At 66.3% G+C, this 21992-nt stretch carries 21 protein-coding genes and 1 pseudogene; 6 read left to right on the top strand and 16 right to left on the bottom strand.

Features of this window, described 5'->3' with window-relative positions; translation table 11 throughout:
- Nucleotides 1–29 precede the first annotated feature (29 nt).
- Entirely contained in the window at nt 30–2894 is a 2865-nt protein-coding gene (locus BRW65_RS20680; RefSeq protein WP_244168146.1) for an RND family transporter, read from the bottom strand.
- On the bottom strand, nt 2891–3322 hold the full coding sequence (locus BRW65_RS20675; protein WP_073877745.1) for an MmpS family transport accessory protein: 432 nt from the start codon (nt 3320–3322) through the stop codon (nt 2891–2893). Before BRW65_RS20675 ends, BRW65_RS20680 begins: the two co-directional genes overlap by 4 nt.
- Before the next feature lie 368 nt (nt 3323–3690).
- On the opposite strand from BRW65_RS20675, the gene BRW65_RS20670 reads away from it, so the two are divergent.
- Nucleotides 3691–4368 (top strand): TetR/AcrR family transcriptional regulator, encoded by a 678-nt coding sequence (locus tag BRW65_RS20670; protein WP_167374074.1) that lies wholly within the window; start codon nt 3691–3693, stop codon nt 4366–4368.
- A 5-nt stretch (nt 4369–4373) separates the two neighbouring features.
- Here the strand turns inward: BRW65_RS20670 and BRW65_RS20665 are convergent, their stop codons facing one another.
- From BRW65_RS20665 to BRW65_RS20655, 3 genes are all read right to left on the bottom strand, one after another.
- On the bottom strand, nt 4374–5714 hold the full coding sequence (locus BRW65_RS20665) for an FAD-binding oxidoreductase (RefSeq protein ID WP_073877859.1): 1341 nt from the start codon (nt 5712–5714) through the stop codon (nt 4374–4376).
- An 87-nt stretch (nt 5715–5801) separates the two neighbouring features.
- Nucleotides 5802–6542 carry a glucose 1-dehydrogenase gene (locus tag BRW65_RS20660; RefSeq protein ID WP_073877743.1) on the bottom strand — a complete coding sequence of 247 codons (741 nt, stop codon included), beginning with the start codon at nt 6540–6542 and terminating at the stop codon, nt 5802–5804.
- A gap of 16 nt (nt 6543–6558) precedes the next feature.
- Entirely contained in the window at nt 6559–7659 is a 1101-nt protein-coding gene (locus BRW65_RS20655) for an NAD(P)H-dependent amine dehydrogenase family protein (RefSeq protein WP_073877741.1), read from the bottom strand.
- A 108-nt stretch (nt 7660–7767) separates the two neighbouring features.
- Between BRW65_RS20655 and BRW65_RS20650 the strand changes: the two genes are divergently transcribed.
- The gene (locus tag BRW65_RS20650) at nt 7768–8664 is read left to right on the top strand and encodes an alpha/beta hydrolase (RefSeq protein WP_073877739.1); all 897 of its coding nucleotides are present in this window, start codon (nt 7768–7770) and stop codon (nt 8662–8664) included.
- A gap of 70 nt (nt 8665–8734) precedes the next feature.
- On the opposite strand, the gene BRW65_RS20645 is transcribed toward BRW65_RS20650, so the two are convergent.
- Nucleotides 8735–9358, bottom strand: a complete 624-nt coding sequence (locus tag BRW65_RS20645) for a TetR/AcrR family transcriptional regulator (RefSeq protein ID WP_073877737.1) — start codon at nt 9356–9358, stop codon at nt 8735–8737.
- Nucleotides 9359–9521: 163 nt separating this feature from the next.
- On the opposite strand from BRW65_RS20645, the gene BRW65_RS31415 reads away from it, so the two are divergent.
- Nucleotides 9522–9647, top strand: a complete 126-nt coding sequence (locus BRW65_RS31415; RefSeq protein ID WP_007167223.1) for a hypothetical protein — start codon at nt 9522–9524, stop codon at nt 9645–9647.
- A gap of 132 nt (nt 9648–9779) precedes the next feature.
- On the opposite strand, the gene BRW65_RS20640 is transcribed toward BRW65_RS31415, so the two are convergent.
- Nucleotides 9780–11009, bottom strand: a complete 1230-nt coding sequence (locus tag BRW65_RS20640; protein WP_073877857.1) for a cytochrome P450 — start codon at nt 11007–11009, stop codon at nt 9780–9782.
- Between the two features lie 70 nt (nt 11010–11079).
- Here BRW65_RS20640 and BRW65_RS20635 point away from each other — a divergent pair, with 70 nt between their 5' ends.
- Nucleotides 11080–11679 (top strand): TetR/AcrR family transcriptional regulator, encoded by a 600-nt coding sequence (locus tag BRW65_RS20635; RefSeq protein WP_073877733.1) that lies wholly within the window; start codon nt 11080–11082, stop codon nt 11677–11679.
- On the opposite strand, the gene BRW65_RS20630 is transcribed toward BRW65_RS20635, so the two are convergent.
- The 4 genes from BRW65_RS20630 to BRW65_RS20615 all read right to left on the bottom strand — a co-directional run bounded on the left by BRW65_RS20630 (nt 11676) and on the right by BRW65_RS20615 (nt 15207).
- Entirely contained in the window at nt 11676–13100 is a 1425-nt protein-coding gene (locus BRW65_RS20630; RefSeq protein WP_073877731.1) for an NAD(P)(+) transhydrogenase (Re/Si-specific) subunit beta, read from the bottom strand. The two genes, BRW65_RS20635 and BRW65_RS20630, sit on opposite strands and share 4 nt — an antisense overlap.
- Nucleotides 13097–13426, bottom strand: coding sequence for an NAD(P) transhydrogenase subunit alpha (locus BRW65_RS20625; protein ID WP_073877729.1), 330 nt, complete (start codon nt 13424–13426; stop codon nt 13097–13099). Before BRW65_RS20625 ends, BRW65_RS20630 begins: the two co-directional genes overlap by 4 nt.
- A 9-nt stretch (nt 13427–13435) precedes the next feature.
- On the bottom strand, nt 13436–14518 hold the full coding sequence (locus BRW65_RS20620; protein WP_073877727.1) for a Re/Si-specific NAD(P)(+) transhydrogenase subunit alpha: 1083 nt from the start codon (nt 14516–14518) through the stop codon (nt 13436–13438).
- Nucleotides 14519–14745: 227 nt separating this feature from the next.
- Complete coding sequence (locus tag BRW65_RS20615; RefSeq protein ID WP_073877855.1) at nt 14746–15207, bottom strand: DUF1348 family protein; 462 nt, start codon at nt 15205–15207, stop codon at nt 14746–14748.
- A gap of 148 nt (nt 15208–15355) precedes the next feature.
- On the opposite strand from BRW65_RS20615, the gene BRW65_RS20610 reads away from it, so the two are divergent.
- Both BRW65_RS20610 and BRW65_RS20605 read left to right on the top strand, forming a co-directional pair.
- The gene (locus BRW65_RS20610) at nt 15356–16576 is read left to right on the top strand and encodes an acyl-CoA dehydrogenase family protein (RefSeq protein ID WP_073877853.1); all 1221 of its coding nucleotides are present in this window, start codon (nt 15356–15358) and stop codon (nt 16574–16576) included.
- Nucleotides 16569–17405: a tyrosine-protein phosphatase gene (locus tag BRW65_RS20605; protein ID WP_073877725.1), complete on the top strand. Its 837-nt coding sequence runs from the start codon at nt 16569–16571 to the stop codon at nt 17403–17405. The genes BRW65_RS20610 and BRW65_RS20605 overlap by 8 nt, the downstream gene beginning before the upstream one ends.
- 8 nt (nt 17406–17413) lie before the next feature.
- Here BRW65_RS20605 and BRW65_RS20600 read toward each other — a convergent pair whose 3' ends face one another.
- The 5 genes and pseudogenes from BRW65_RS20600 to BRW65_RS20585 all read right to left on the bottom strand — a co-directional run bounded on the left by BRW65_RS20600 (nt 17414) and on the right by BRW65_RS20585 (nt 21992).
- Nucleotides 17414–18274: an SDR family oxidoreductase gene (locus tag BRW65_RS20600; protein ID WP_073877723.1), complete on the bottom strand. Its 861-nt coding sequence runs from the start codon at nt 18272–18274 to the stop codon at nt 17414–17416.
- A gap of 53 nt (nt 18275–18327) precedes the next feature.
- Nucleotides 18328–19755 (bottom strand): aldehyde dehydrogenase family protein, encoded by a 1428-nt coding sequence (locus BRW65_RS20595; protein WP_073877721.1) that lies wholly within the window; start codon nt 19753–19755, stop codon nt 18328–18330.
- A gap of 187 nt (nt 19756–19942) precedes the next feature.
- Nucleotides 19943–20080: pseudogene (locus tag BRW65_RS31410) on the bottom strand (SAM-dependent methyltransferase); the annotation flags it as partial.
- Nucleotides 20080–21021 carry a class I SAM-dependent methyltransferase gene (locus BRW65_RS20590; protein ID WP_073877719.1) on the bottom strand — a complete coding sequence of 314 codons (942 nt, stop codon included), beginning with the start codon at nt 21019–21021 and terminating at the stop codon, nt 20080–20082. The gene BRW65_RS20590 and the pseudogene BRW65_RS31410, both read right to left, overlap by 1 nt.
- 29 nt (nt 21022–21050) lie before the next feature.
- Nucleotides 21051–21992, bottom strand: a complete 942-nt coding sequence (locus tag BRW65_RS20585; RefSeq protein WP_073877717.1) for a class I SAM-dependent methyltransferase — start codon at nt 21990–21992, stop codon at nt 21051–21053.

Here is a 21992-nt window from a genome sequence, read left to right as displayed (position 1 = left end):
GTCTTTAGCGTGAGTCGCTACCGCAACTCTCACAGGTGTTCGCTCACAGCGACGGCCTGCTGACCGGCGCTTAATCGCGGCTGCGCGCGCGGCGGCCTATTTCGAACACGTTGCGGCCACCAGAACCAGCGGCCCAGGAGCGCGGCGATCGAAGGCGTCAGGAAAGAGCGCACCACCAGGGTGTCGAACAGCAAACCCATACCGACGGTGGTGCCGAACTGGGCGAGGGTAATCAAGGCGCTGGCGGTGAAGGAGATCATGGTGAAAGCGAACACCAGGCCGGCCGAGGTGACGACGGCACCGGTTCCGGCCAGGGACCGGATAATCCCGGTCTTGATGCCGGCATGGATTTCTTCTTTGAATCGCGACACCAACAGCAGGTTGTAGTCGGATCCGACAGCAAGCAGGATGATCACCGACAGGGCCATCACAACCCAGTGCAATTCGATGCCGACGATGTATTGCCATAGCAGCACTGACATCCCGAACGACGCCGCGAGCGACAGCAGGACGGTGCCGACGATGACCGCGGCGGCGATCACGGCGCGGGTCAGGACGAGCATCACAACGAAGATCAGGATCAATGCGCCCACGGCGACAATCAACAGGTCGTAGGTGTTCCCGCTTCTCACGTCCTTCGCAAAGGCGGCGGCGCCGCCGATATAGATGCGGGCGCTTTCCAGTGGCGTTCCCTTGATGGCCTCGAAGGCGGCGTTGCGGATCGCGTCGACGTGGGTAATGCCCTCAGAGCTAGCTGGCGGCCCGACATGAGAGATGATGAATCGCACCGCTTTCCCATCCGGCGATATGAACATCGTCATGCCCCGTTTGAAATCGGCATTGTTGAAAACTTCCGGAGGCAGATAGAACGAGTCGTCGTTCTTGGCCGCATCGAAGGCTTGGCCTTCGGGATTGCCTTTGCTCTGCATGGCAGCGCCCTGGTCCTGAATGCCGGCCATGGTGCTGTGCATGGACAACATCATGGTGTGCATCGACTTCATCATCGGCACCATCGGTGTCATCAGCTTCAGCATCGTCGGCATCAGCGAGTCGAGTTTCTCCATTTGCGGCATCAGTTCGCCGATAGCATCGGTGAGCACATCGACACCGTCCAGCGTGTCGAACACCGACCGCAAGGATTCGCACACCGGGATGTCGAAACAGTGCTTCTCCCAATAGAAGTAACTTCGAACGGGCCGGAAGAAATCGTCGAAATCAGAGATGTGGCTGCGTAAGTCGTTCATTTCGGCCACCATCGACTTCATCTGCTGCACCATGTTGTGAGTGACGCCCGTGAGCTCGTGCATGATCGCGATCATGCCCTCCATGGTGCTGACCATCGTCTCCATCTGGTCGGCCATGAACAGCATGGCGTCCATTTGGGACCGCATGTAGTCGCGCGTCAACTGCTGCCCAACACTCTGCATGCCGATCTGATATGGGATGGACGTGTGGTCAAGCGGGGTTCCCAGCGGCCGCGTAATGCCCTGCACCCGTGCAATACCCGGGGTGTGAAAGACGTTGCGCGCAATGTGCTCGATGATGAGCATGTCTGCTGAATTTCGAAGGTCTTGGTCCGTTTGGACCATCATGATTTCCGGGTTCATCCGGGCCTGGGAGAAGTGGCGCTCCGCAGCAGCGAAACCCGCAACGGCAGCGGTGCTTTCCGGCATGTACGGACGCTCGTTGTAGTTGACCTTGGCGCCGGGCAAGGCGATCAGACCGACCAACGCAACTGCACTGGCCGCCGCCAGAATCGGTCCGGGCCAACGGACTACGGCAGTCCCGATGCGCCGCCAACCACGGGTTCGCACCACGCGTTTCGGCTCCATCAACCCGAATCTGCTTGCGATCACCAATACCGCCGGCACGAGGGTCATCGATCCCAGCACGGCCACAAGGATGCCCGTCGCCATGGGAACACCCGCCGTATGGTAGAACGGCATCCGCGCGAAGCTCAGGCAAAATACCGCGCCGGCGACCGTCAGGCCCGAACCGAGAATGACATGAGCGGTGCCTCGATACATTGTGTAATAAGCGGTTTCACGATCTTCTCCCGCCGCCCTGGCTTCGTGGTAACGGCCCAGCACAAAGATGGCGTAGTCGGTGGTCGCCGCGATGCCCAGCATGGTCAGAATGTTCACCGCGAACGTCGACAGACTGATCAACTGTTGATGGCCCAAAGCCGCGACGACCCCGCGGGCTGCGACCAACTCCAGCACCACCATCGCCAGGACCAACCCGACAGTGATCGCCGAGCGGTACACAACGAACAAACTGACCAGAATCACCGACATGGTGATCGCCGTGACCAGCTTCAGGCTCTTGTCCCCAACCGTGTGCTGGTCGGCGTTCAGTGCGGTCGCACCCGTGACATAGACGTGGACGCCAGCCGGCGCTGCCAGGTCGGCGATGGTCCGGCGCACGGCGCCGATGGACTCGATGGCCAGCGGCTGGCCTAAGTCGCCGGCTAGGTTGGCCTGCACGTAAGTGGCCTTACCGTCGCTGCTTTGAGCCGCAGCGGCCGTCAGCGGGTCTCCCCAAAAATCCTGTACGTGCTCGACATGGACTTTGTCGGCTCTGAGCTTGCGCACCAATTCGGCGTAGTAACGGTGCGCTGCATCTCCTAACGGTTGGTCACCCTCCAACACAATCATCGCCGAGCTATCCGAGTCGGATTCCTGGAAAACGTGTCCGATGTGCTTCAGGGCCTGCGCGGCAGGAGCATCCGCCGGGCTGACGGGAACCGACTGTGCCTGTCCCACTTCTTCGAGCGATGGGATCGCCACACTCAACAGCACGGCCAACGCGATCCACCCCAGCAGGATCGGCACCGCGAACGTCCGAATCACCCTCGGCACGATCGGATGCGGGGCCGTCGGGCTGGGCGTCACGCCGATTTCACCTGACAGAACGTGAACGCCGTGACGCCCTGACCAGAATTCTCGTCTTTGACTTCTCCGTCAACGCTGATACGGCAGCCGATCGATTCCGCATCGCCTTGGGCGATGAGGATCGGGACGGCCGACGGCGTGACCGTGGTCAGCGTCAGCGTCCACGGCAATGCCGCGTGTTGCAGGCTCTGCGGATTCGCGGACAGATCAAGATAATTGATCGTTGCCGTCGCCCCGATCGGCCCGAAGACCGTGTAGGTGATCCGCTTGGGGTTGAAGGGCTTGGTGTCGTTGGCGATTCCCGAACCTTCGCGGGTGATCTCGGTGTCCGACCCGAAGACACCGTGCAGCCGGCCGATCGTAAGTACCCCTAGGACGACGACAACCACAACCAGGAGCGGCAACCACTGCCGGCGCAGTACCCGCACCTCACAACCCCTGTCCGCAGTCGGCCCGGCGAGCGATCACGTCGGCGCGGGACCGCGGCGCGCGACTCTTCAACCCGGGGCTCTATGGAATATGAATTCCGATTCTGATAGTAATTCGTCGGCGCCATCGACGTCTAGACTTGACCGTCCCAGCGCACCGAAAGCTTCTGTTTAGCTGGGTGTTCGGATTCAACCCTGGAGACCTTGGTCGGCCTGAAGCGTTGAACTACGTTCGATGGTGGTGTATAAGCAGAACTAATGTTCGCATTTGACTCGGGATCGGCGATGGCGCATCGTGCACCAAAAACTCACACCGGTCAGCGGAGCGAACCGCCTACCTCCGGCGACCGGCAGTACGCTAGAAGATCGTGGAGCCCGGACCGGTGAAGACGGGGGTGCGTCCGCCGCAGCAGGCACGCAGTCGTGCGGCGCTGCAAAGGCTGTACGCCTCGGCCCAACACGTTTTGGTCAATGACGGCCTCGGGGAGTTCACGATCGCGCGGGTTGCAGAGCACGCCGGGGTGTCTGTCGGCGGCGTCTACCGGCGTTTCGCCAGCAAAGAGCAACTCATCGACGCCGTTAAGGACGAGTTAGCGGCACGCCTCGAGGATGCGGTAACCAAAGCACTGGATGCCGCACCGCCCTCGCTCGCCGGTGTCGTCGAGGCGTTCGTCGCGGCATTGAGCGAGACCTTTTCAGAAAACGGCCGCATTATCCCCGCGATCTTGGCTGGTGGTCACAGCCCCGAGCCTCCTGTGCAGGGCCTACGCGTAGCGACCGTTATGCAGCAGCGGTTCCTCGACGCCGCAGCCCCGTACCGAGAGCAGATTCGCCACCGGAGACCAGTGACCGCCTTGACGGTGGTCTTTCGTAGCGTGATCGCCACTGGGACGCATCGAGCAGCAGTAAATCTGTGGTGGCCGGACGGCCTGACGTGGCAACAATGGGCCCGCGAAACCGCTGACATGAGTACTGCGTACCTCACAGGGGGGCACGAAAGTGCCTCTGCACCGGGCACCGAAGCATGCGACGGCATTGCCCAGTAGGCCGATTATCCGAAAAGTACTGCGGCGTTGAGGTAGCCGGTCGGGTCCAGCGCGGCTTTGATCGTCCGCATCGCCGCGATGTCCGCGGGCTCGCGTGACATGCCCAGGTACTGCCGCTTGCGGGTGCCGACGCCGTGTTCGGAGCTGACGTTGCCGCCGGAAAGCGCGATCAATTCCATCATCGGCCCGTACAGTGCGTTCTCCCGCTCGACCGGGCAGCGCAGCACGTTGAGATGCAGGTTGCCCTCGCCGATGTGGCCGAACAGCACGGGCAGCGCCCCCGGCGCGTGTGCCCCGACCAAATCGACCGCCGCCCTGGCGAATTCGTCGATCGACGACAGCGGCAGGGAGACGTCGAACTTCAGCGGCGGCCCGTACACACCCAGCACCTCGGCGAGTGATTCACGCACCTGCCACAACCGTTGCTGCGCGGCGACATCCACGCCGACCGCAGGTTCGGAGGACATACGTGCACCGTCGAGCAGGTCGGCGAGCCGGTCGGTCTGGTCGTGGTCGGCGGCCAGCTCCACCAGTAGCAGCCAGTCGCCGTCGACCGGTGAGCCGACCCCGAGGTGCTCGCCGGTCAGCGCGGCGGCCCGGCCGTCGATCAGTTCCAGCGCCGCGATGCCGTCGGTGTCCCGGAACGTCCGGCCGGCATTGACCAGCGCCGCCAGGTCGTCGAACCCGCAGATCGCCGTCACCCGCCGCGCCGGGGTGGGGCGCAGCCGCAGCTCCAGCGCGGTGATCACGCCGAGCGTGCCCTCGGCTCCGACGAACAGCGCCGACAGGTCGTAGCCGGTGTTGTCCCGGCGCACCCCGCTGTGGCGGCGCAGCAGCGAGCCGTCGGGCAGGGCCACCTGAAGGCCGACGACCTGTTCGCCCATGTTGCCGTAGCGGACCGTGCGCAGTCCCCCGGCATTCGTCGACGCCATCCCCCCGACGGTCGCAGAATCGCGGGCGGCCAGGTCCACGCCGAACAGCAGGCCGGCGGCCCCGGCGGCCCGTTGCACCGCGGCCAGCGTCGCGCCCGCGCCGACGTGAACACGGCGCTCGACCGTGTCGACGTCCTCGATGCCGTGCAGCCGCTCGGTGGACAGCAGCACGTCGTCGTGCTCGGGAACGGTGCCGGCCACCAGCGAGGTGCGGCCACCCTGCACGGTCACGTGCGCTCCGGCGTCCCGGCAGACCCTCAGCACCTCGGCGACCTGCTCGGCCGAGCCCGGGCGCACCAGCGCACTGGCCCGCCCCCGATAACGGCCGGTGTGGTCGACGCTGCGGCCCGCGAGCACGTCGGGATCGGTGACGACGTGGTTCGATCCCACGACCTCAGCCAGGCTACGCAGCATCGACACCATCCCCTACGCCGAGCGTGAACGGCGGCGAAAAATAAGCTCAATTCGCGCCCTGAGTTCACGTTCGCCGACGAACCGAGCCTAGAACTCCTTGTGCGGCACGTCGGTCACCAGCCCGCCGTCCATGACGAACTCGCTGCCCGTCGCGTAGGACGACTCGTCGCTGGCCAGGAACAGGATGAAGGTCGAGACCTCCCGCGACTCGGCCGGGCGACCGAGCGGAATCGTCACCATGTCCTCGGGCAGATGTTGGGTCATCGGAGTGCGAATGAAGCCGGGGTGCACCGAGTTGACGCGGATGTTGTGCGGCGCCAGCTCCAGAGCCGCGGATTTCGCCAGCCCGCGTACCCCCCACTTGGAGGCGACGTATGGGTGCACCATGGGTGCGCCGCGCAGGCCCTCGATGGAGGACACGTTGATGATCGAACCGCCGCCCGCAGCGATCATCGGCTCGACGGCCACCCGCATGCCCAGGAAGGTTCCGGTCAGGTTGACGTCAATCACCTTCTGCCACTTGGCCAGATCGAAACTCTTGAGCGGTCCGAGCGCGACGGTCCCGGCGTTGTTGACCAACACGTTCAGCTTGCCGAATTCGCTGACTGCGGTCTCGACGGCGGCGTCCCACTGGTCGGGCTGGGTCACGTCGAGGTGGACGTAGCGGACGGAGTCGCCGATCTCGTCAGCCACCGCCTTGCCCTCGTCGTCGAGGATGTCGCCGATCACCACCTTGGCGCCCTCGGACGCCAGCAGCCGCGCATGCTCGGCGCCCATCCCCCGGGCACCCCCGCTGATCAGCGCAACTTTGCCATCTACCCGTCCCACAGGGACTCCTTCCGATTTAGGTGTTCACCAAAGTGGTTGGTGCGTACAGGTTCTTGCCGGTGACCAACGGCAGGTCGAGCGTGGTCCGAATGCCGGGTGGTGCGGCGATGACCGCGGGGATGGCGTTGACGATGCGGCCCGCGGCGCCGGCGATCGCGGCGTGATTGTGGTCGCCCTTGCGGCTACTCGGGACGATGTCGACGGCGTACGACGGCTCCCCGGTGATCTCGACGCGGTAGGAGCCGTCGCCCGCGGCGGGCTGAGGCAGGTCCGGACGCAGGTCCGGACGCAGCCGGGTGACATGCTCGATGACGATCGCGGGATGGCCCTTGACCATGCCGCGGATCTCGAACTGCAGCACGGCCACGGTGCCCTTGGCGACCCGGCCCACCGCGATGTCGAAATCCTCCGGTGCGGGCTCGCGTTGGTAGGACTCGGTGATCTCGTCGACCTCGATGCCCAGGCCGGCGGCCAGCTGACGGATCGCGGTACCCCAGGCGATGCTCAGGATGCCCGGTTGCAACAGCATCGGGATCTCGTCCATGGGACGGGCAAATCCCATGTAGTGCATCACCTCTGCGCCGTCGTAGCTCGCGTAGTCGTGAATCTCCATGCAGCGCACCTGCTCGATGCGCTGGCAGGTCCCGGCGAGCACGAACGGGATCAGGTCGTTGGCGAATCCCGGGTCGACGCCGCTGATGAAGATGCTGGAATCACCTTGCTTGGCAGCGTCTTCGACGCGACCGATGTATTTGTCGGGCATCACGCCCCACGGGTATTGCAGCAGCCCGGGCGACGAGCCGACGACGTTGACGCCGGCGGCCAGGATGCGCATGACATCGGCCATGGCGTCGGGCAGCCGGGTATCGCCCATCGCGCAGTAGACGACGCACTCGGGCTTGGTGGCCAGCAGGGCGTCGAGGTCCGAGACGGCCATGATCCCGGTGACGACCCCGGGTTCGAGGGCGACGCCGCACAGTTCGCCGGCGTCCTTGCCGACCTTCTCGGGCGTGGACACGCACACGCCCGTCAGCTCGAACTGCGGGTTGGTGATCAGCTCGGCCAGGGCCAGCCCTCCGACGTTTCCGGTACCGACGTGCGCGACGCGGATCGCCATGAGAGTCTCCCTCCGTTGAGCGCCCCAAACGTTTCTAGACAGTAGTCCATAAAATCATTGCCGCATACCGGCGAACCGGTCGCGACCGCCCGGGCAGAATGACTGCTGATGACACAACGCGAGGACGTCCAATTCCCGTCCGGTGGCGATCTGATCAGCGCCTGGCTCTACCGCCCGGCGGGCGGCGAACCCGCGCCGCTACTGGTGATGGCGCACGGCCTGGGCGGGGTCCGAAGTATGCGGCTGGACGCCTACGCCGAACGCTTCAGCGCGGCCGGTTACGCCTGTCTGGTGTTCGACTACCGCAACTTCGGCGACAGCGAGGGCCGCCCCCGCCAGGTGCTCGATGTCGGGTTACAGCTCGCCGACTGGGCGGCTGCCGTCGCCTACGCGCGCACCCTTCCGGGGGTCGATCCCGACCGAATCACGTTGTGGGGCACCTCTTTTGCGGGCGGACACGTGATCGCCACGGCGGCCCGGCTGCCGGGCATCGCCGCCGCGGTCGTCCAGTGCCCCTTCACCGACGGCATCGCGTCGGCGCGCACGATCAGCAACCCGTTGGTCTTTGCGCGGGTCGGCCTCCTGGCGGCGCGCGACCTGCTGGCCGCCCGGCTGGGCAAGCCCCCGGTCATGGTCCCGACGGTCGGAAGACCGGGGGACGTCGCCTTGATGAGCACGCCGGACGCGTACCCCGGTTACCTCAGGCTCGTGCCCGAGGGTGTGGAGCTGACCAACGAGGTGGCGGCCCGCATTGCGTTGAAGATCATGGCCTACCGTCCCGGCCGGGAGACTGCGAAGATCTCGTGCCCGATCCTATTCTGTGTGTGCGAAGCCGACTCGGTGGCGCCGGCGGCGCCGACGCTGCGCTATGCGGCCAACGCTCCGCGCGGTGAGCTCAAGCTGTATCCCGAGGGCCATTTCGCGATCTACGTCGACGAGGCGTTCGAGCGCGTGGTCGCCGACCAGCTCGCCTTCCTCGACAAGCACCTGAAGGGCGCGGCGTAGCCGGCCCCCGTCGAGCTACGGGCGATCGCGAACGCGGCGTAGCCGGGTGAAGGGGGTCGCCCCCGTCGAGCTACGGGCCGAGCGGGGAACTCGTGCGGATCGCCTCGTCGCGGATGAGGCCGCGCAGCAGCGCGGTGCTGAATTCCGCGGCGATCTCCTTGGCGCTGCGCCGTCCACTGGGACGCAACCACCGGTAGGCGCCGAGCGTCATGCCGATGTAGCCGAGCGCCAGGACGTGCGAGTCGCACGGGTAGAACTCGCCGCTGGCGATCCCCCGGTCGATGAGGCCGTGGACGTGCTCGTAGACCTGGGTTTCCTTCTCACGGACCGCGGCGACCTGTTCCTCGGTGAACCACTCCGTGATGTAGGGCGCCTCCTGGAAGTAAACGGCGGCCCGCTCGGGATTGGCGGCGATGCCGGTGAGCAGGCGGACCGTGTACTGGTAGAGCGCCTCGCGGGCGGTCCAGGACGGGTCGTCGTGGACCGCGGCCAGTGTGCCCTCGGCGGCCTGCTGGTAGATGTCGTACAGGATCAGCGACTTGCTGGCGTAATAGTGATAGACGGTCGCCTTGTTCAGGCCGATCACGTCGGCGACGTCGTCCATCCGGGTGCCGTGGTAGCCGCGCGCGGCGAACAGCTTGGTGGCGACGGCCAGCAGCTCCTCGCGTCGCGTTAGTCCGTTCTCGGGTGGCATCTGCCCTCGCTATCGTCACTGCCGGGCGGGACCCTGGGGTGCCGGGCAAGGCCAATTATCAATCAACTGGTTGGACAGTTTAGGCAAACGCCAGGTGTCGCCCCGACACGGATGGGACTAGACTCGCTGAGAAAGCTCAAGTCGCGACTGGAGGGGTGGCCTCATGGATCCGAGCCCGGACTACGACGCTAGCGACGAGATCGAGTTCTTCTTCCGCTACGTCCCGTGGGGCCTGCGCGGCGTCGTCGACGGAAACGGCTACCCGCCGCCCGCGTACCCGCCGGTTTAAGCAGACTTTTTCGCGCCCAGAACAAATCGCCCCCGCGTTGCGCGGCACAACCCAACGCCAGCGACGAGAACGCGATACCCGAGCTGGGGTCTGTGCGGGACAGCGTTATGCCGGCTGTGACTCGGTCGTCGATCAGCTGCGGTATGCGACGTCGAGGCGCTTGACCCCGTTAATCCAGCCCGACCGCAGGCGCTGCGGTTCGGCGAGCTTGCTTATGTCGGGAATCTGCTCGGCGAGCTCGTCGAAGATCAACTTGATCTCCATGCGGGCCAGATTCGCGCCGATGCAGTAGTGCGCCCCATTGCCGCCGAAACTCAGGTGCGGATTGGGATTGCGCAGAATGTCGAATTCGAAGGGGTTGTCGAAGACTTCCTCGTCGAAATTCGCTGAGCTGTAGAACAAACCGACGCGCTGGCCCTCCTTGATGGTGACGCCGCCCAATTCGACGTCGGCCAGAGCGGTGCGCTGGAAGCAATGCACGGGGCTGGCCCAGCGGATGATCTCGTCGACCGCGGTGGAAGGGCGATCCCGCTTGAACAGTTCCCATTGATCCGGGTTGTCGAAGAACGCGTTCATTCCGTGGGTCATTGCGTTGCGGGTGGTCTCGTTGCCCGCCACGGCAAGCAGGATCACGAAGAACGCGAATTCGACGTCGCCCAGTGCATCCCCGTTGATGTCAGCCTGGATCAGGCGCGTGACGATGTCGTCGGCCGGGCAGCGGCGCCGCTCGTCGGCCATGTTGTAGGCGTAGGCCATCAGTTCGGCGTTGGCGGCGGTGGGGTCACTGTCAAAGTCGGGATCGTCGGTGTTCATGATCGCGTTGGTCCAATTGAATAGCTTCGCGCGATCGGCCTCTGGCACGCCGATCAGATCCGCGATCGCCAGCAGCGGCAGGTTCATCGCGATGTCGTCGACGAAGTTGCCGTCGGCTTTGAGCGCGGCGGTGCGCACGATCTCCTTCGCCGCACTGGCCAGCTTCTCTTCGAGATGGCCGATCGCCCGCGGCGTGAACAGCCGCGAGACCAGCTTGCGCAGCCGGGTGTGTTCGGGGGCGTCATGGTTGATCAGCAGCGCCTTGGTCAACTCGAGCTGATCCGCGGTGACGCCTTCGGGCAGGCGCATGACCGCGCCCTGCCGGTTGGTCGACCACAGCTCGTTGTTGCGCGAGATGGCTTCGACGTCCTCGTGACGGCTGATCACCCAGTAGCCACCGTCGTCGAAGATCGACTCGGGCTGGGCGTTCCACCAGACCGGCGCCGTGCGGCGCAGCTCAGCGAATTGGGTGACCGGTAACCCGGCCAGCAACACGTCGGGGTCGGTGAAATCGAAGTTCTCGCCGAACGGACACGTCGTTGTGCTCATGCGCTGATCATACATACCTTCGCAAGACGTATGACCTGGCCGGTCGCCGCGCGTCGGCTATCGTCGCGGTGTGCGGACTCGTGGATGGGGCGGCAGCGTCCCCGCCAGCGACGAAGAGGCGAAGGCCCGCATATTGTCGGCCACCCGCCAGACCATCGACGAACGCGGCGACCAGATCACGCTGGCCGATGTGGCCCGCACGCTGAACGTGACGCGGCAGACCATCTACCACTACTTCGCCTCGACCGACGAGCTGCTCCAGGCGACCGCGTTAGACGCGACCGACGATTTCATGGACCACCTGGCGACGGCGCTCCACGGGATGACCGACCCGGCCGCGGCGCTGATCGAGGGCATCTGTCTGACCCTGGAACGCCTGCCGAAAGATCCCTACATCGGCCTGCTACTGCGGGTGTCGCGCACGGGCGCGTTCGCCGAACAGGTCACCGTCACCAACGAGACCGCGCGCGTGCTGGGACGCTCGATTCTGGACCGCCTCGAGGTCGACTGGTCGGCGTACGCTCCCGATGCGATCGAAGACATTCTGCAGATCGTGCTGCGCACCTTGCAGTCGTTCATTCTGTCGCCGCCGACCGGCGACCGGACCGAACTACGCCGGCTGCTCGGGGTGTGGGTCGGCCCGGTCGTCGCGGCGCTACCGCGCGCCTAGAGCGCCTTCAGTTCCTCGGCGACCTCGGTCACCGATTTCTTCGCGTCCCCGAACAGCATCGTCGTCCCGTCGGCGTAGAACAGCGGGTTGTCGATGCCGGCGAACCCGGAGTTCATCGACCGCTTCAGCACGATCACCGACTTGGCCCTGTCCACGTTGAGGATGGGCATGCCGTAGATCGGGCTGGACTGTTCGTTGCGCGCCGCCGGGTTGGTCACGTCGTTGGCGCCGATGACGATCGCGACGTCGGTGCGGGCGAACTCGTCGTTGATGTCGTCCATGTCCTTCATGGCGTCGTAGTCGACCTCGGCCTCGGCCAGCAGCACGTTCATGTGCCCGGGCATGCGGCCGGCCACCGGGTGGATCGCATACTTCACCGGCACGCCCTTGTCCTCCAGCAGCGACGCCATGTCCTTGACGGCGTGCTGGGCCTGCGCGACGGCCAGGCCGTACCCGGGCACCACGATCACCTGGTTGGCGTAGGCCATCTGGATCGCCGCGTCGGCTGCCGACGTCGCCTTGACGTGCTTGTCGCCGCCCCCGCCGCCGCTGGGCGCCACCCCGCCGCCGCCGAATCCGCCCGCGACGATCGCGGGAATGGAGCGGTTCATGGCCTTGGCCATCAGGTTGGTCAGGATCGAGCCGGATGCGCCGACGATCATGCCAGCCACGATCATCGCGGTGTTGTTCAGCGCCAGGCCGGCCGCGGCGGCCGACAACCCGGTCATCGCGTTGAGCAGGGAGATGACCACGGGCATGTCGGCGCCGCCAATCGGCAAGACCACCATCAGGCCGAGCACCCCGGCCGCGGCCAGCAGGCCGATCATCCACCACAGCGCCACCCCACCGGTGCCCGGATGCGCGCCCAGGCCGATGACCACCGCGGCGGCCACCGCGGCGGCCAGCAGCAGCAGGTTGATCGGCTGCTGGGCCTTCCCGAAGCCGATCGGCGATCCGGAGATGATCTCCTGCAGCTTGCCGAACGCGATGATCGAGCCCCAGAACGAGATCGACCCGATGATCGCGGCGAACAGCGACGCGACCACGATGTGCACCGTCGGCGACTCGCCGTGCTGGAAGGCTGAAAAGCCCTTAGTTTCAATGAATTCCGACAGCGCGATCAGCGCGACCGTGCCGCCGCCGACGCCGTTGAAGAACGCCACCAGCTGCGGCATGGCGGTCATCTTGGTGTAGCGGGCCGGCGGGACACCGAGCGCGACGCCCACCACCAGACCGGCGATGATCAGCACCCAGGACTCGGTATGGCGGATCTTGATCAGCGTCGCCGCCACGGCGATGGCCATGCCGACCGCGGCGATCAGGTTGCCCCGCACCGCGGTCTTGGGACCCGTCAGGCCCATCAAGCCATAGATGAAGAGGGCGAACGAGATGATGTAGAGAACGGTGACCAGGTAGTTCATTTCGCCGCCAGGTCTTCGGTCTTCACGGCCACGGCCTTCTTCTTGCCCTTGAACATCCCGAGCATCCGGTCGGTGACGATGAAGCCGCCGATGACGTTGAGCGTCCCGAACACCACCGCGACGAACAGGATGATCTGCACCGCCAGAGAGGGGTGCTCAACCTCGCCGAAGACCACCAGCGCGCCAAGCACCACGATGCCGTGAATCGCGTTGGTCCCCGACATCAGGGGCGTGTGCAGGGTGTTGGGCACCTTGGAAATGACGGCGAACCCGACGAACCCGGACAGGACCAGGATCGCCAGATTGGCCAATAACTCGTCGTACATGTAGTCCTCTCAGGCCCGCGTGACACACGAGGCCGCGACAACCTCGTCGTCGAAGTCGGGGGCCAGCTTGCCGTCGGTGATCAACAGGTCCAGTAGCGCCGTGATGTTCTTGCTGTAGAGCTCGCTGGCGTGCTCGGGCATCGTCGCCGGCAGGTTCAGCGGCGAGGCGATGGTCACGTCACGCTTGACGACCGTCTTCCCGGGCTCGGTGAGTTCACAGTTGCCCCCGGTCTCCCCGGCCAGGTCGACGACAACGCTGCCGGGCTTCATCGACTCCACCGCCGCGGCGGTCACCAGGCGCGGCGCGGGACGCCCCGGGACCAGCGCGGTGGTGATCACGACGTCGAACCCGGCGATCGCCTTCTCCAGCGACTCCTGCTGCTGGGCGCGCTCCTCGTCGGTCAGCTCACGCGCGTAGCCACCCTCACCGGCCGCGTCGATGCCGATGTCGAGCCATTGGGCGCCGACGGAACGAACCTGGTCGGCCACCTCCGGGCGCACGTCGTAGCCGGAGGTGCGCGCGCCCAGCCGCTTGGCCGTCGCCAGCGCCTGCAGCCCGGCCACCCCAACGCCCAGCACGAGCACACTCGCCGGTTTCACGGTGCCGGCCGCCGTGGTCAGCATGGGGAAGAACCGGGTCGACTCCGACGCGGCCAGCAGGACGGCCTTGTAGCCGGCCACGTTGGCCTGCGACGACAGCGCGTCCATGACCTGGGCCCGCGAGATTCGCGGAATGGCCTCGAGCGCAAACGCCTGTACCCCGGCCTCGGTGAGCGCGCCGATCGAGTTGTCGGCGTTTCGCGGCGCCAGGAATCCGATCAGCGTCTGCCCGCGGCGCAGCCTGCCGACCTCTTCTTTGGTCGGCGGCGCCACCTTCACGACGATGTCGGCGGCCCACGCGTCCCCGATGCTGGCGCCGGCCTCGGTGTAGAGCTGGTCGGGAAGCAACGCCTTCTCGCCCGCACCCGACTCGACCACCACCGCCACACCGCTGCCGATCAGCGACGCCACCGCCTTGGGGACCAGCGCGACCCGTCGTTCGTCGGCCCCGGATTCGGCGACCACCCCTACCGTCGTCTGCGCATCTGTCATGGCGCGTACATCTGCTTTCCCGTTTCCTGCCGTTTGGATGTGCCGCTGGCTGGCCGCACGCTTCGCTACCTTAACGCCTGCCTGTTTTCGGCCCGGACGTGCGATCGACCGGGACGGGATACCCCCCAGCGGCCGATCGACTCCCGTCGATGGTTCGTCACCCGCGGCGCAGGCAGTACTGCCCGACGTGTTGTGGACTCACACGGAGCCGTTGTGGCCGCTCGCGGTTACCAGAGCGGGATGTCGCGGCCGTGCTCGGCGGCCGGCCGCGGCCCGAAGTAGCGGCGCTCCGACTCGTCGATGCGCACGTCGTTGATGCTGGCCTCGCGGCGCGCCATCAACCCCGACGGGGCGAACTCCCACAACTCGTTGCCGTAGCTGCGGTACCACTGCCCGGTCGCGTCGTGACATTCGTATTGGAAGCGCACGGCGATGCGGTTCTCGTGGAAGTCCCACAAGCTTTTTCGCAACGCGTAGTCGAGCTCGCGCTGCCACTTGCGGGTCAGGAACGCCACGATCGCGTCGCGGCCAACGACGTGTTCGTCGCGGTTTCGCCACTGCGAGTCCGGCGTGTAGGCCAGGCTGACCTGCTGCGGGTCGCGGGTGTTCCAGGCGTCCTCGGCGGCCTGCACCTTCTGCAGCGCCGTTTCGTACGTGAACGGGGGGAACGGCGGACGGGATTCGCTCATGGCGTCCATGTTTACCGCGAGACTGAAACCACGCACACCCGTCACGGCGTTTCGCGTGCGAGGTTTCAGTGTCGCGAAGGTGAACCATCGAGGCTCGCCATGTGGACCGTCAGGACACGTGTCCTATCGTGGCGGCATGGACTTCGCGATGTCGGCCAAAGCCAACGACTACCACAAGCGACTGTCCGACTTCATGACCGAGTACGTCTTCCCGGCCGAGGCCGACTACGAGAAGTACCGGCACGAGGCCGGCCCGAACGATCACACCGTCCCCCCGATCATCGAGGAACTCAAGACCAAAGCCAAAGCGGCCGGGCTCTGGAACCTGTTCCTGCCGGCCGAGTCGGGGCTGACCAACCTCGAATACGCGCCGCTGGCCGAGCTCACCGGCTGGAGCCTGGAGATCGCGCCCGAGGCGCTCAACTGTGCGGCGCCCGACACCGGCAACATGGAAACCCTGCACCTGTTCGCCACCGAGGAGCAGCGCAAGCAGTGGCTCGAGCCGTTGCTCAATGGCGAGATCCGCAGCGCCTTCTCGATGACCGAGCCCGCGGTCGCCAGCAGCGACGCGCGCAACATCGAGACCTCGATCGTCCGCGACGGTGGCGACTACGTGATCAACGGGCGCAAGTGGTGGACGTCCGGCGCGTCGGACCCGCGCTGCAAGATCCTGATCGTGATGGGCCGCACCAACCCCGAGGCGGCCAGCCATCAGCAACAGTCGATGGTGCTGGTGCCAATCGATACCCCGGGCGTGACCGTTGTCCGCTCGACAACCGTTTTCGGTTACCAGGACCAGCCCGGGCACTGCGAGATAATCTACGACAACGTCCGGGTGCCGGCCACCAACCTGCTCGGCGAGGAGGGCGGCGGCTTCGCGATCGCCCAGGCCCGGCTGGGACCGGGCCGCATCCACCACTGCATGCGCGCCCTCGGTGGCGCCGAACGCGCGCTAGCTCTGATGGTGGACCGAGTCCAGAACCGGGTGGCGTTCGGTCGCCCGCTGGCCGAGCAGGGCGTGGTGCGGGAGGCGATTGCCAAGTCCCGCAACGAAATCGACCAGGCCCGGCTGCTGTGCCACAAGGCGGCGTGGACCATCGACCAGCATGGCAACAGGGCCGCTCACACGCTCGTCTCGCAGATCAAGGCGGTGGCGCCACAGGTGGCCTGCGACGTGATCGACCGTGCGATCCAGGTGCACGGCGCCGCCGGGGTCAGCGAGGACACGGTGCTGGCCCGGTCGTACGGCTGGCACCGCGCCATGCGGCTCTTCGACGGCCCCGACGAGGTGCACATGCGGACCATCGCGCGCGCCGAACTCGGCAAGGAGAAATCCCCGCTCGCCGCGGCGGTCACCGCACATGACTGAGACGCTCCGGGAACTGTCCGGCGCGTGGAACTTTCGCGACGTCGCCGACGAGACTCCCGGGCTTCGACCCGGCCGGCTGTTCCGCTCGGGTGAGCTGAGCCGTCTCGACGACGCGGGCCGCGCGACGCTGCGCGAGTTGGGTATCACCGACGTCGCCGATCTGCGCGCCGCGCGGGAGGTCGCCCGCCGCGGCCCAGGACTGGTTCCCGACGGCGTCGACATCCACCTACTGCCCTTCCCCGACCTCGGCGACGAGGAGAAGCCCAGCGACGACCCAAATGACGCAGCGCCTCACGAAGCGGCGTTCCGGCGGCTGTTCGAGGGTGATCCCGACCAATCCGACGAGGCCATCAACGAGGCCGCCGTCCGCCACATGATCGACGAGTACCGGCAATTCCCGTTCCGCAACGGAGCGCAACGCGCTGTGCAGCATGTCTTTTCGTTGCTGGCAGCCGGGCGTCCGGTGCTCACCCACTGCTTTGCGGGCAAGGACCGCACCGGCTTCGTGATCGCCACGGTGCTGGAATCGGTTGGCATCGACCGCGACACCATCGTCGCCGACTACTTGCGCAGCAATGCCGCGGTGCCGCAACTGCGAGACCACATCTACGAGATGATCCAACAGCGTTCCGACGTCGAACTGACCCCGGAGGTCGTCACGTTCACCAAGGCGCGGCTGGCCGACGGTGTACTCGGAGTCCGCCCGGAGTATCTGGCCGCCGCGCGCCAAGCCATCGATGAGGCGTGCGGCTCACTGGATTCCTACCTGCGCGACGCAGGCATTGCGCAGGCGGATGTCGACCGCCTGCGCAACGAACTGCTCGCCTGATCCGGCCGCTACAGCTTGAAGCTGGCCTGCTCCGCCGCGGAGAGGTCGTCGATCTCCGACCAGTGCGCAGCGACATCCTCCACCGTCGGCGGCTTGTCGAAGTTGGCGCCCTTGTTCTGGAACAGCGCCACCCGCTGCACCTTGCCCCCGCCGACGATGAAAACCGAACCGGTGTCGGGGTTTTCCTCGGTGCACAGGTAAGCCACCACCGGCGCGACGTATTCGGGTGTCAGCTTCTCGAGCACCTCCTTGGGCATGATGTCCTCGGTCATCCGGGTGGCCGCGATCGGCGCGACGGCGTTGGCGTGAATGTTGTACTTCGCACCCTCCTGCGCCAGCGTGTTGATCATGCCGACCAGGCCCAGCTTGGCCGCCCCGTAGTTGGTCTGACCGAAGTTGCCGAACAGTCCGCTGGTGGAGGTGGCGACGACGACCCGGCCGTAGCTCTGCTCCCGGAAATGCGGCCACGCGGCGCGCAGCACGTTGTACCCGCCGTACAGGTGCACCTTGAGCACGGCGTCCCAGTTCTCATAGCTCATCTTGTGGAACGTGCCGTCGCGCAGGATGCCGGCATTGCTCACCACACCATGAACGGCGCCGAACTCGTCGAGGGCCGTCTTGATGATGTTGGCTGCGCCGTCGGGGTCGGCGACGCTGTCGTAGTTGGCGGCCGCCCGCCCACCCGCGTCCCGGATCTCCTTGACGACCTCGTCGGCCATGTTGTGGCCGGCGCCGGTGCCGTCGCGCGCGCCGCCGAGGTCGTTCACGATGACGCTGGCACCCTCCCGGGCGAGGGTGAGGGCGTATTCACGGCCCAGTCCCCCACCGGCTCCGGTGACGACGATGACGCGATCCTGCACTCCGGGCATCAGGTTCCTCTCTAAGATGAAAAATAGCTTCTAACAAGTGATTTGGAGCAGTGTCAGAACATCCTGCGGGCCATCTTCATGGCGCGCTCGGTGTACGGCGGGTAGATGAAGCTCGACAGGTCGGGCCGGGTCGGCTTGGTCAGCACCGACTTGCGGTGGCTGAACTCCTCGAAGCCGTACCGGCCGTGGTAGGCGCCCATGCCCGACGCGCCGACCCCACCGAACGGCAACTTGGCCGTCGAGACCTGGAAGGCCAGGTGGTTGACCAGCATGCCGCCGGCCGGCACCTCCTTGATCACCCGCTCGCGGGTCTCCCGGGTCTTGGTGAACAAGTAGGCGGACAGCGGCTTGGGCCGTGCGTTGACGAAACGTATTGCCTCGTCCAGGGATTGGACGGTCACCACCGGCAGCACCGGTCCGAAGATCTCGTTCTGCATCAGCGGGCCGTTCGGATCGGGGTCCACCACCACGGCGGGCTGGATACGGAGGCTCGAGGCGTCACAGGCTCCACCGACGGCCACCTTGCCGTCGCCGCTGGCCAGGTAACCGCTGATCCGGTCGAACTGCCGCTGGTTGACGATCCGCATCCCGTTGGGCTTGTCCGCCGTGAACTTCGTGATGGCGGCGCCGATCTTGCTCACCAGCTCATCGCGAATCTTGGCGTCCGCCAACACATAGTCGGGGGCGACGCACGTCTGGCCCGCATTCAGCAGCTTCATCCAGGCGATCCGCTTGGCGGCGACGTCCACGTCGGCGTCGGCCGCCACGATCACCGGGCTCTTGCCGCCGAGCTCCAGCGTGCACGGGGTCAGGTGCGGTGCGGCGCCCTCGTACACCTTGCGGCCGATCTCCGTGCCGCCGGTGAACAGCAGTCGGTCGAGGCCCTGCGCGATCAGCTCCTGGCTGACCGAGCCGTCACCCTCGACCACGGCGATCGCGTCGTTGTCGAGGTACTTGGGCACCAGTTCGGCCATCAGGTGCGCGGATGCCGCGGCGATCTCCGAGGGCTTGAGAATGACCGCGTTGCCGGCGGCGATCGCGCCGACGGCGGGGCCAAGCGTCAGGTAGAACGGGTAGTTCCACGCACCGATGATCAGCACGGTGCCGTACGGTTCGTATTCGATCCAGCCGCGGCCGGGCAGCTGAGGCACCTCCAGAAGCTGGTACTTGCGACGCGTCCACCTGCGCACCCGCTTGGCCGCAAACTTCGCCTCGCCGGCCGTCGTCGCGATGTCGGCGATGAACGCTTCGAACGGGCTGCGGTCCAGGTCCTTGGCGAGAGCGTCCGCGATGGCCGCCTCGTTCTCTTCCATCAGCTTCGCCAGTTGCAGCAGCTGCCGCTTGCGCCACTCGACGTCGCGCGTGCGCCCGGTGGCGAACGTCTTGCGGAGCCGTGCCACCGTGGCGGGAACGTCTACTTGCTGGGCGGTCGGCGCGCCATTGGTGGCGGATGTCTTGGATGTAACCGATTCGGTGGTCATCGTTGTCCTTCCCCTGCTTCGGTCATCCCGGGCGCGCCCGCTGCTCGTCGCGCAAGCGCTCATGGGTGTATAACCGCGATCCTAACCATCCGGTTGGGAGAGCAGTAGAAAGGATCTGGGCTGACGGCCGGTCAGGGTTCGGTAGCGGTCACATAGTGCTCGCGGACGCCGCCAGCTCGGGCGTGGAGACCAGTGGCTCGGTGAACTGGTTACGGATCAGTGGCTGGTCGCTGGCGGTCTCTGCGGCGCGGACCGGGGCGACCATCAGCGCGGTCGCGCCGACGCTGGTGGCGATGTCCCAGGAATCGTCCAGCGAGCGCGGCACTAAAGCCGCTCGGCGATCACGAAGTCGGAGAAGGCGTCCTTGTCGTCGGTCTGCGGCGCGTTCTCGATCCAGCGGCCCAGCCTGCGCATCTCGTCCGTCGACTGCTGCGCCTTGGCGCGCCAGCCGTGGGTGTTGAGCCAGTCCGTGACATCCGCCCGGTGCGCGTCGTGGTACATCAGCTCCCCGACGTCGATGGTCTGTTCGATGCCGAGCTCGTCGGCGACCTTCCGTAGCCGCTCGCGCCTCTGCTGCCGGCGCTCGTCGGCTTGGGCGGGCGCCGTTTCCGCCGAGACCCGACTTCCGGCCGCGCTGAGCTCGCCGATCTGGGTGAACAACCGGTCCTGAGCTTCGGCCGGCAAGTACATCAGCAGGCCCTCGGCCAGCCATGCGGTGCGCTGGGTCGGGTCGAAGCCCGCGGCGCGCAGCGCGGCCGGCCAGTCCTGCCGTAGGTCGATGGCGACGGTGCGGCGGTCCGCCTTCGGCGTGGCACCGCTGTCCGCCAACGTCGCGGACTTGTACACCAGCACCTCGGGCTGGTCGATCTCGTACACGACGGTGCCGGCCGGCCAGTCGAGGCGGTAGGCGCGCGAGTCCAGGCCCGACGCGAGGATCACCACCTGCCGGATTCCAGCCGCGACGGCGTCGTTGAAGTAAGTGTCGAAGAAATAGGTGCGCACCGCCTGGTAGTTCCGCATGTGCTCGAGTTGTGCCGCGGAGTCCGTGTCGAGGTTCTCGATCTTGGCCGCTACGTCGGGGTCGAGCAGGTGCTCCCACAGGACCCCGGCGCCGGCGTTGGTGACCAGCAGTTTGGCGTACGGGTCGCTGATCAGGGCGTCGGTGCGTTCGGTTTCGACGGCCCGGGCGGCGGCGACCATCACCGCGGTGCTGCCGACGCTGGTCTTGATGTCCCAGGTGTCGTCGTGGGTGCGCAGTGAACTCATCGGGTTGCTCCTTGGGTCCTTGGCAAAGGTCAGCCGGTCGGGTCGCCGAGACTGGCCCGCAGCAGGATGCTGCGCACCGCGTCGTCGACCAGGTCTTCGGGAACCGGGCGGCCCAGGCGGGACATCTCCTCGTGGTTGTCCACGGTCTGCACCTGCCAGCCGTGATCGGTCAGCCATTGGGCCGCGTCCGAACGGTCCGGCTCGTGATAGGTCAGCGCATGGACGTTGACGTCCAGGCCCAGCCGCTCGCGCATCCGCAGCCAGCGCTGCGAATTGCTCCGCGAGTTCATGCCGAACACCTCGATGGCGACCTGGCTGCCCGGCGCGCTCAGGGCGGTGACCATGTCGAAGAGGCGGTCTTGCGCGTCGCTCGGCAGGTACGGGAGCAGGCCCTCGGCCAGCCAGGCGGTCGGCTGGGTGCGGTCGAATCCCGCCGCGGCCAATGCCGCCGGCCAGTCGTCGCGCAGGTCGACGGGGACCGGGCGGCGGTCAGCGGCGGGGGTGGCCCCGTGCCGCTGCAGGATTCCGGTCTTGTACTCCAGCACTTTGGGCTGGTCGATCTCGTACACCGTGGTGCCGTCCGGCCAGTCCAGGCGATAGGCCCGCGAGTCCAATCCCGCGGCCAGGATGACCGCTTGCCGGATTCCGGCCCGGACGGCGTCCTTGAAGTACCCGTCGAAGAAATGCGTGCGCACGGCCTGGTAGTCGATGCCGACGCGGTGGGCGCGGCGGCCGTGTTCGTCTCCGTCGAGCCAGGCCAACTCGGGATCGGCGAGCCGTTCCCAGGCCGCGCCGGCCGACGACACCAGGATGCGCGCGAACTCGTCGCGGATGAGCGGGTCACTCCCGGCGGTTTCCGCCGCGCGGGATGCCGCGACGCCGAGCGCAGTGGCACCGACCAGTTCGGTGATGGCCCAGCTGTCGCCGGCAGATCGCAGGGTAGGCGGTAACGACTCGTCCAGATCAGTCAT

The organism is Mycobacterium paraffinicum (genome assembly GCF_001907675.1).
Classification (GTDB): domain Bacteria; phylum Actinomycetota; class Actinomycetes; order Mycobacteriales; family Mycobacteriaceae; genus Mycobacterium; species Mycobacterium paraffinicum_A.
This window is presented reverse-complemented; position numbering and strand designations above follow the sequence as displayed.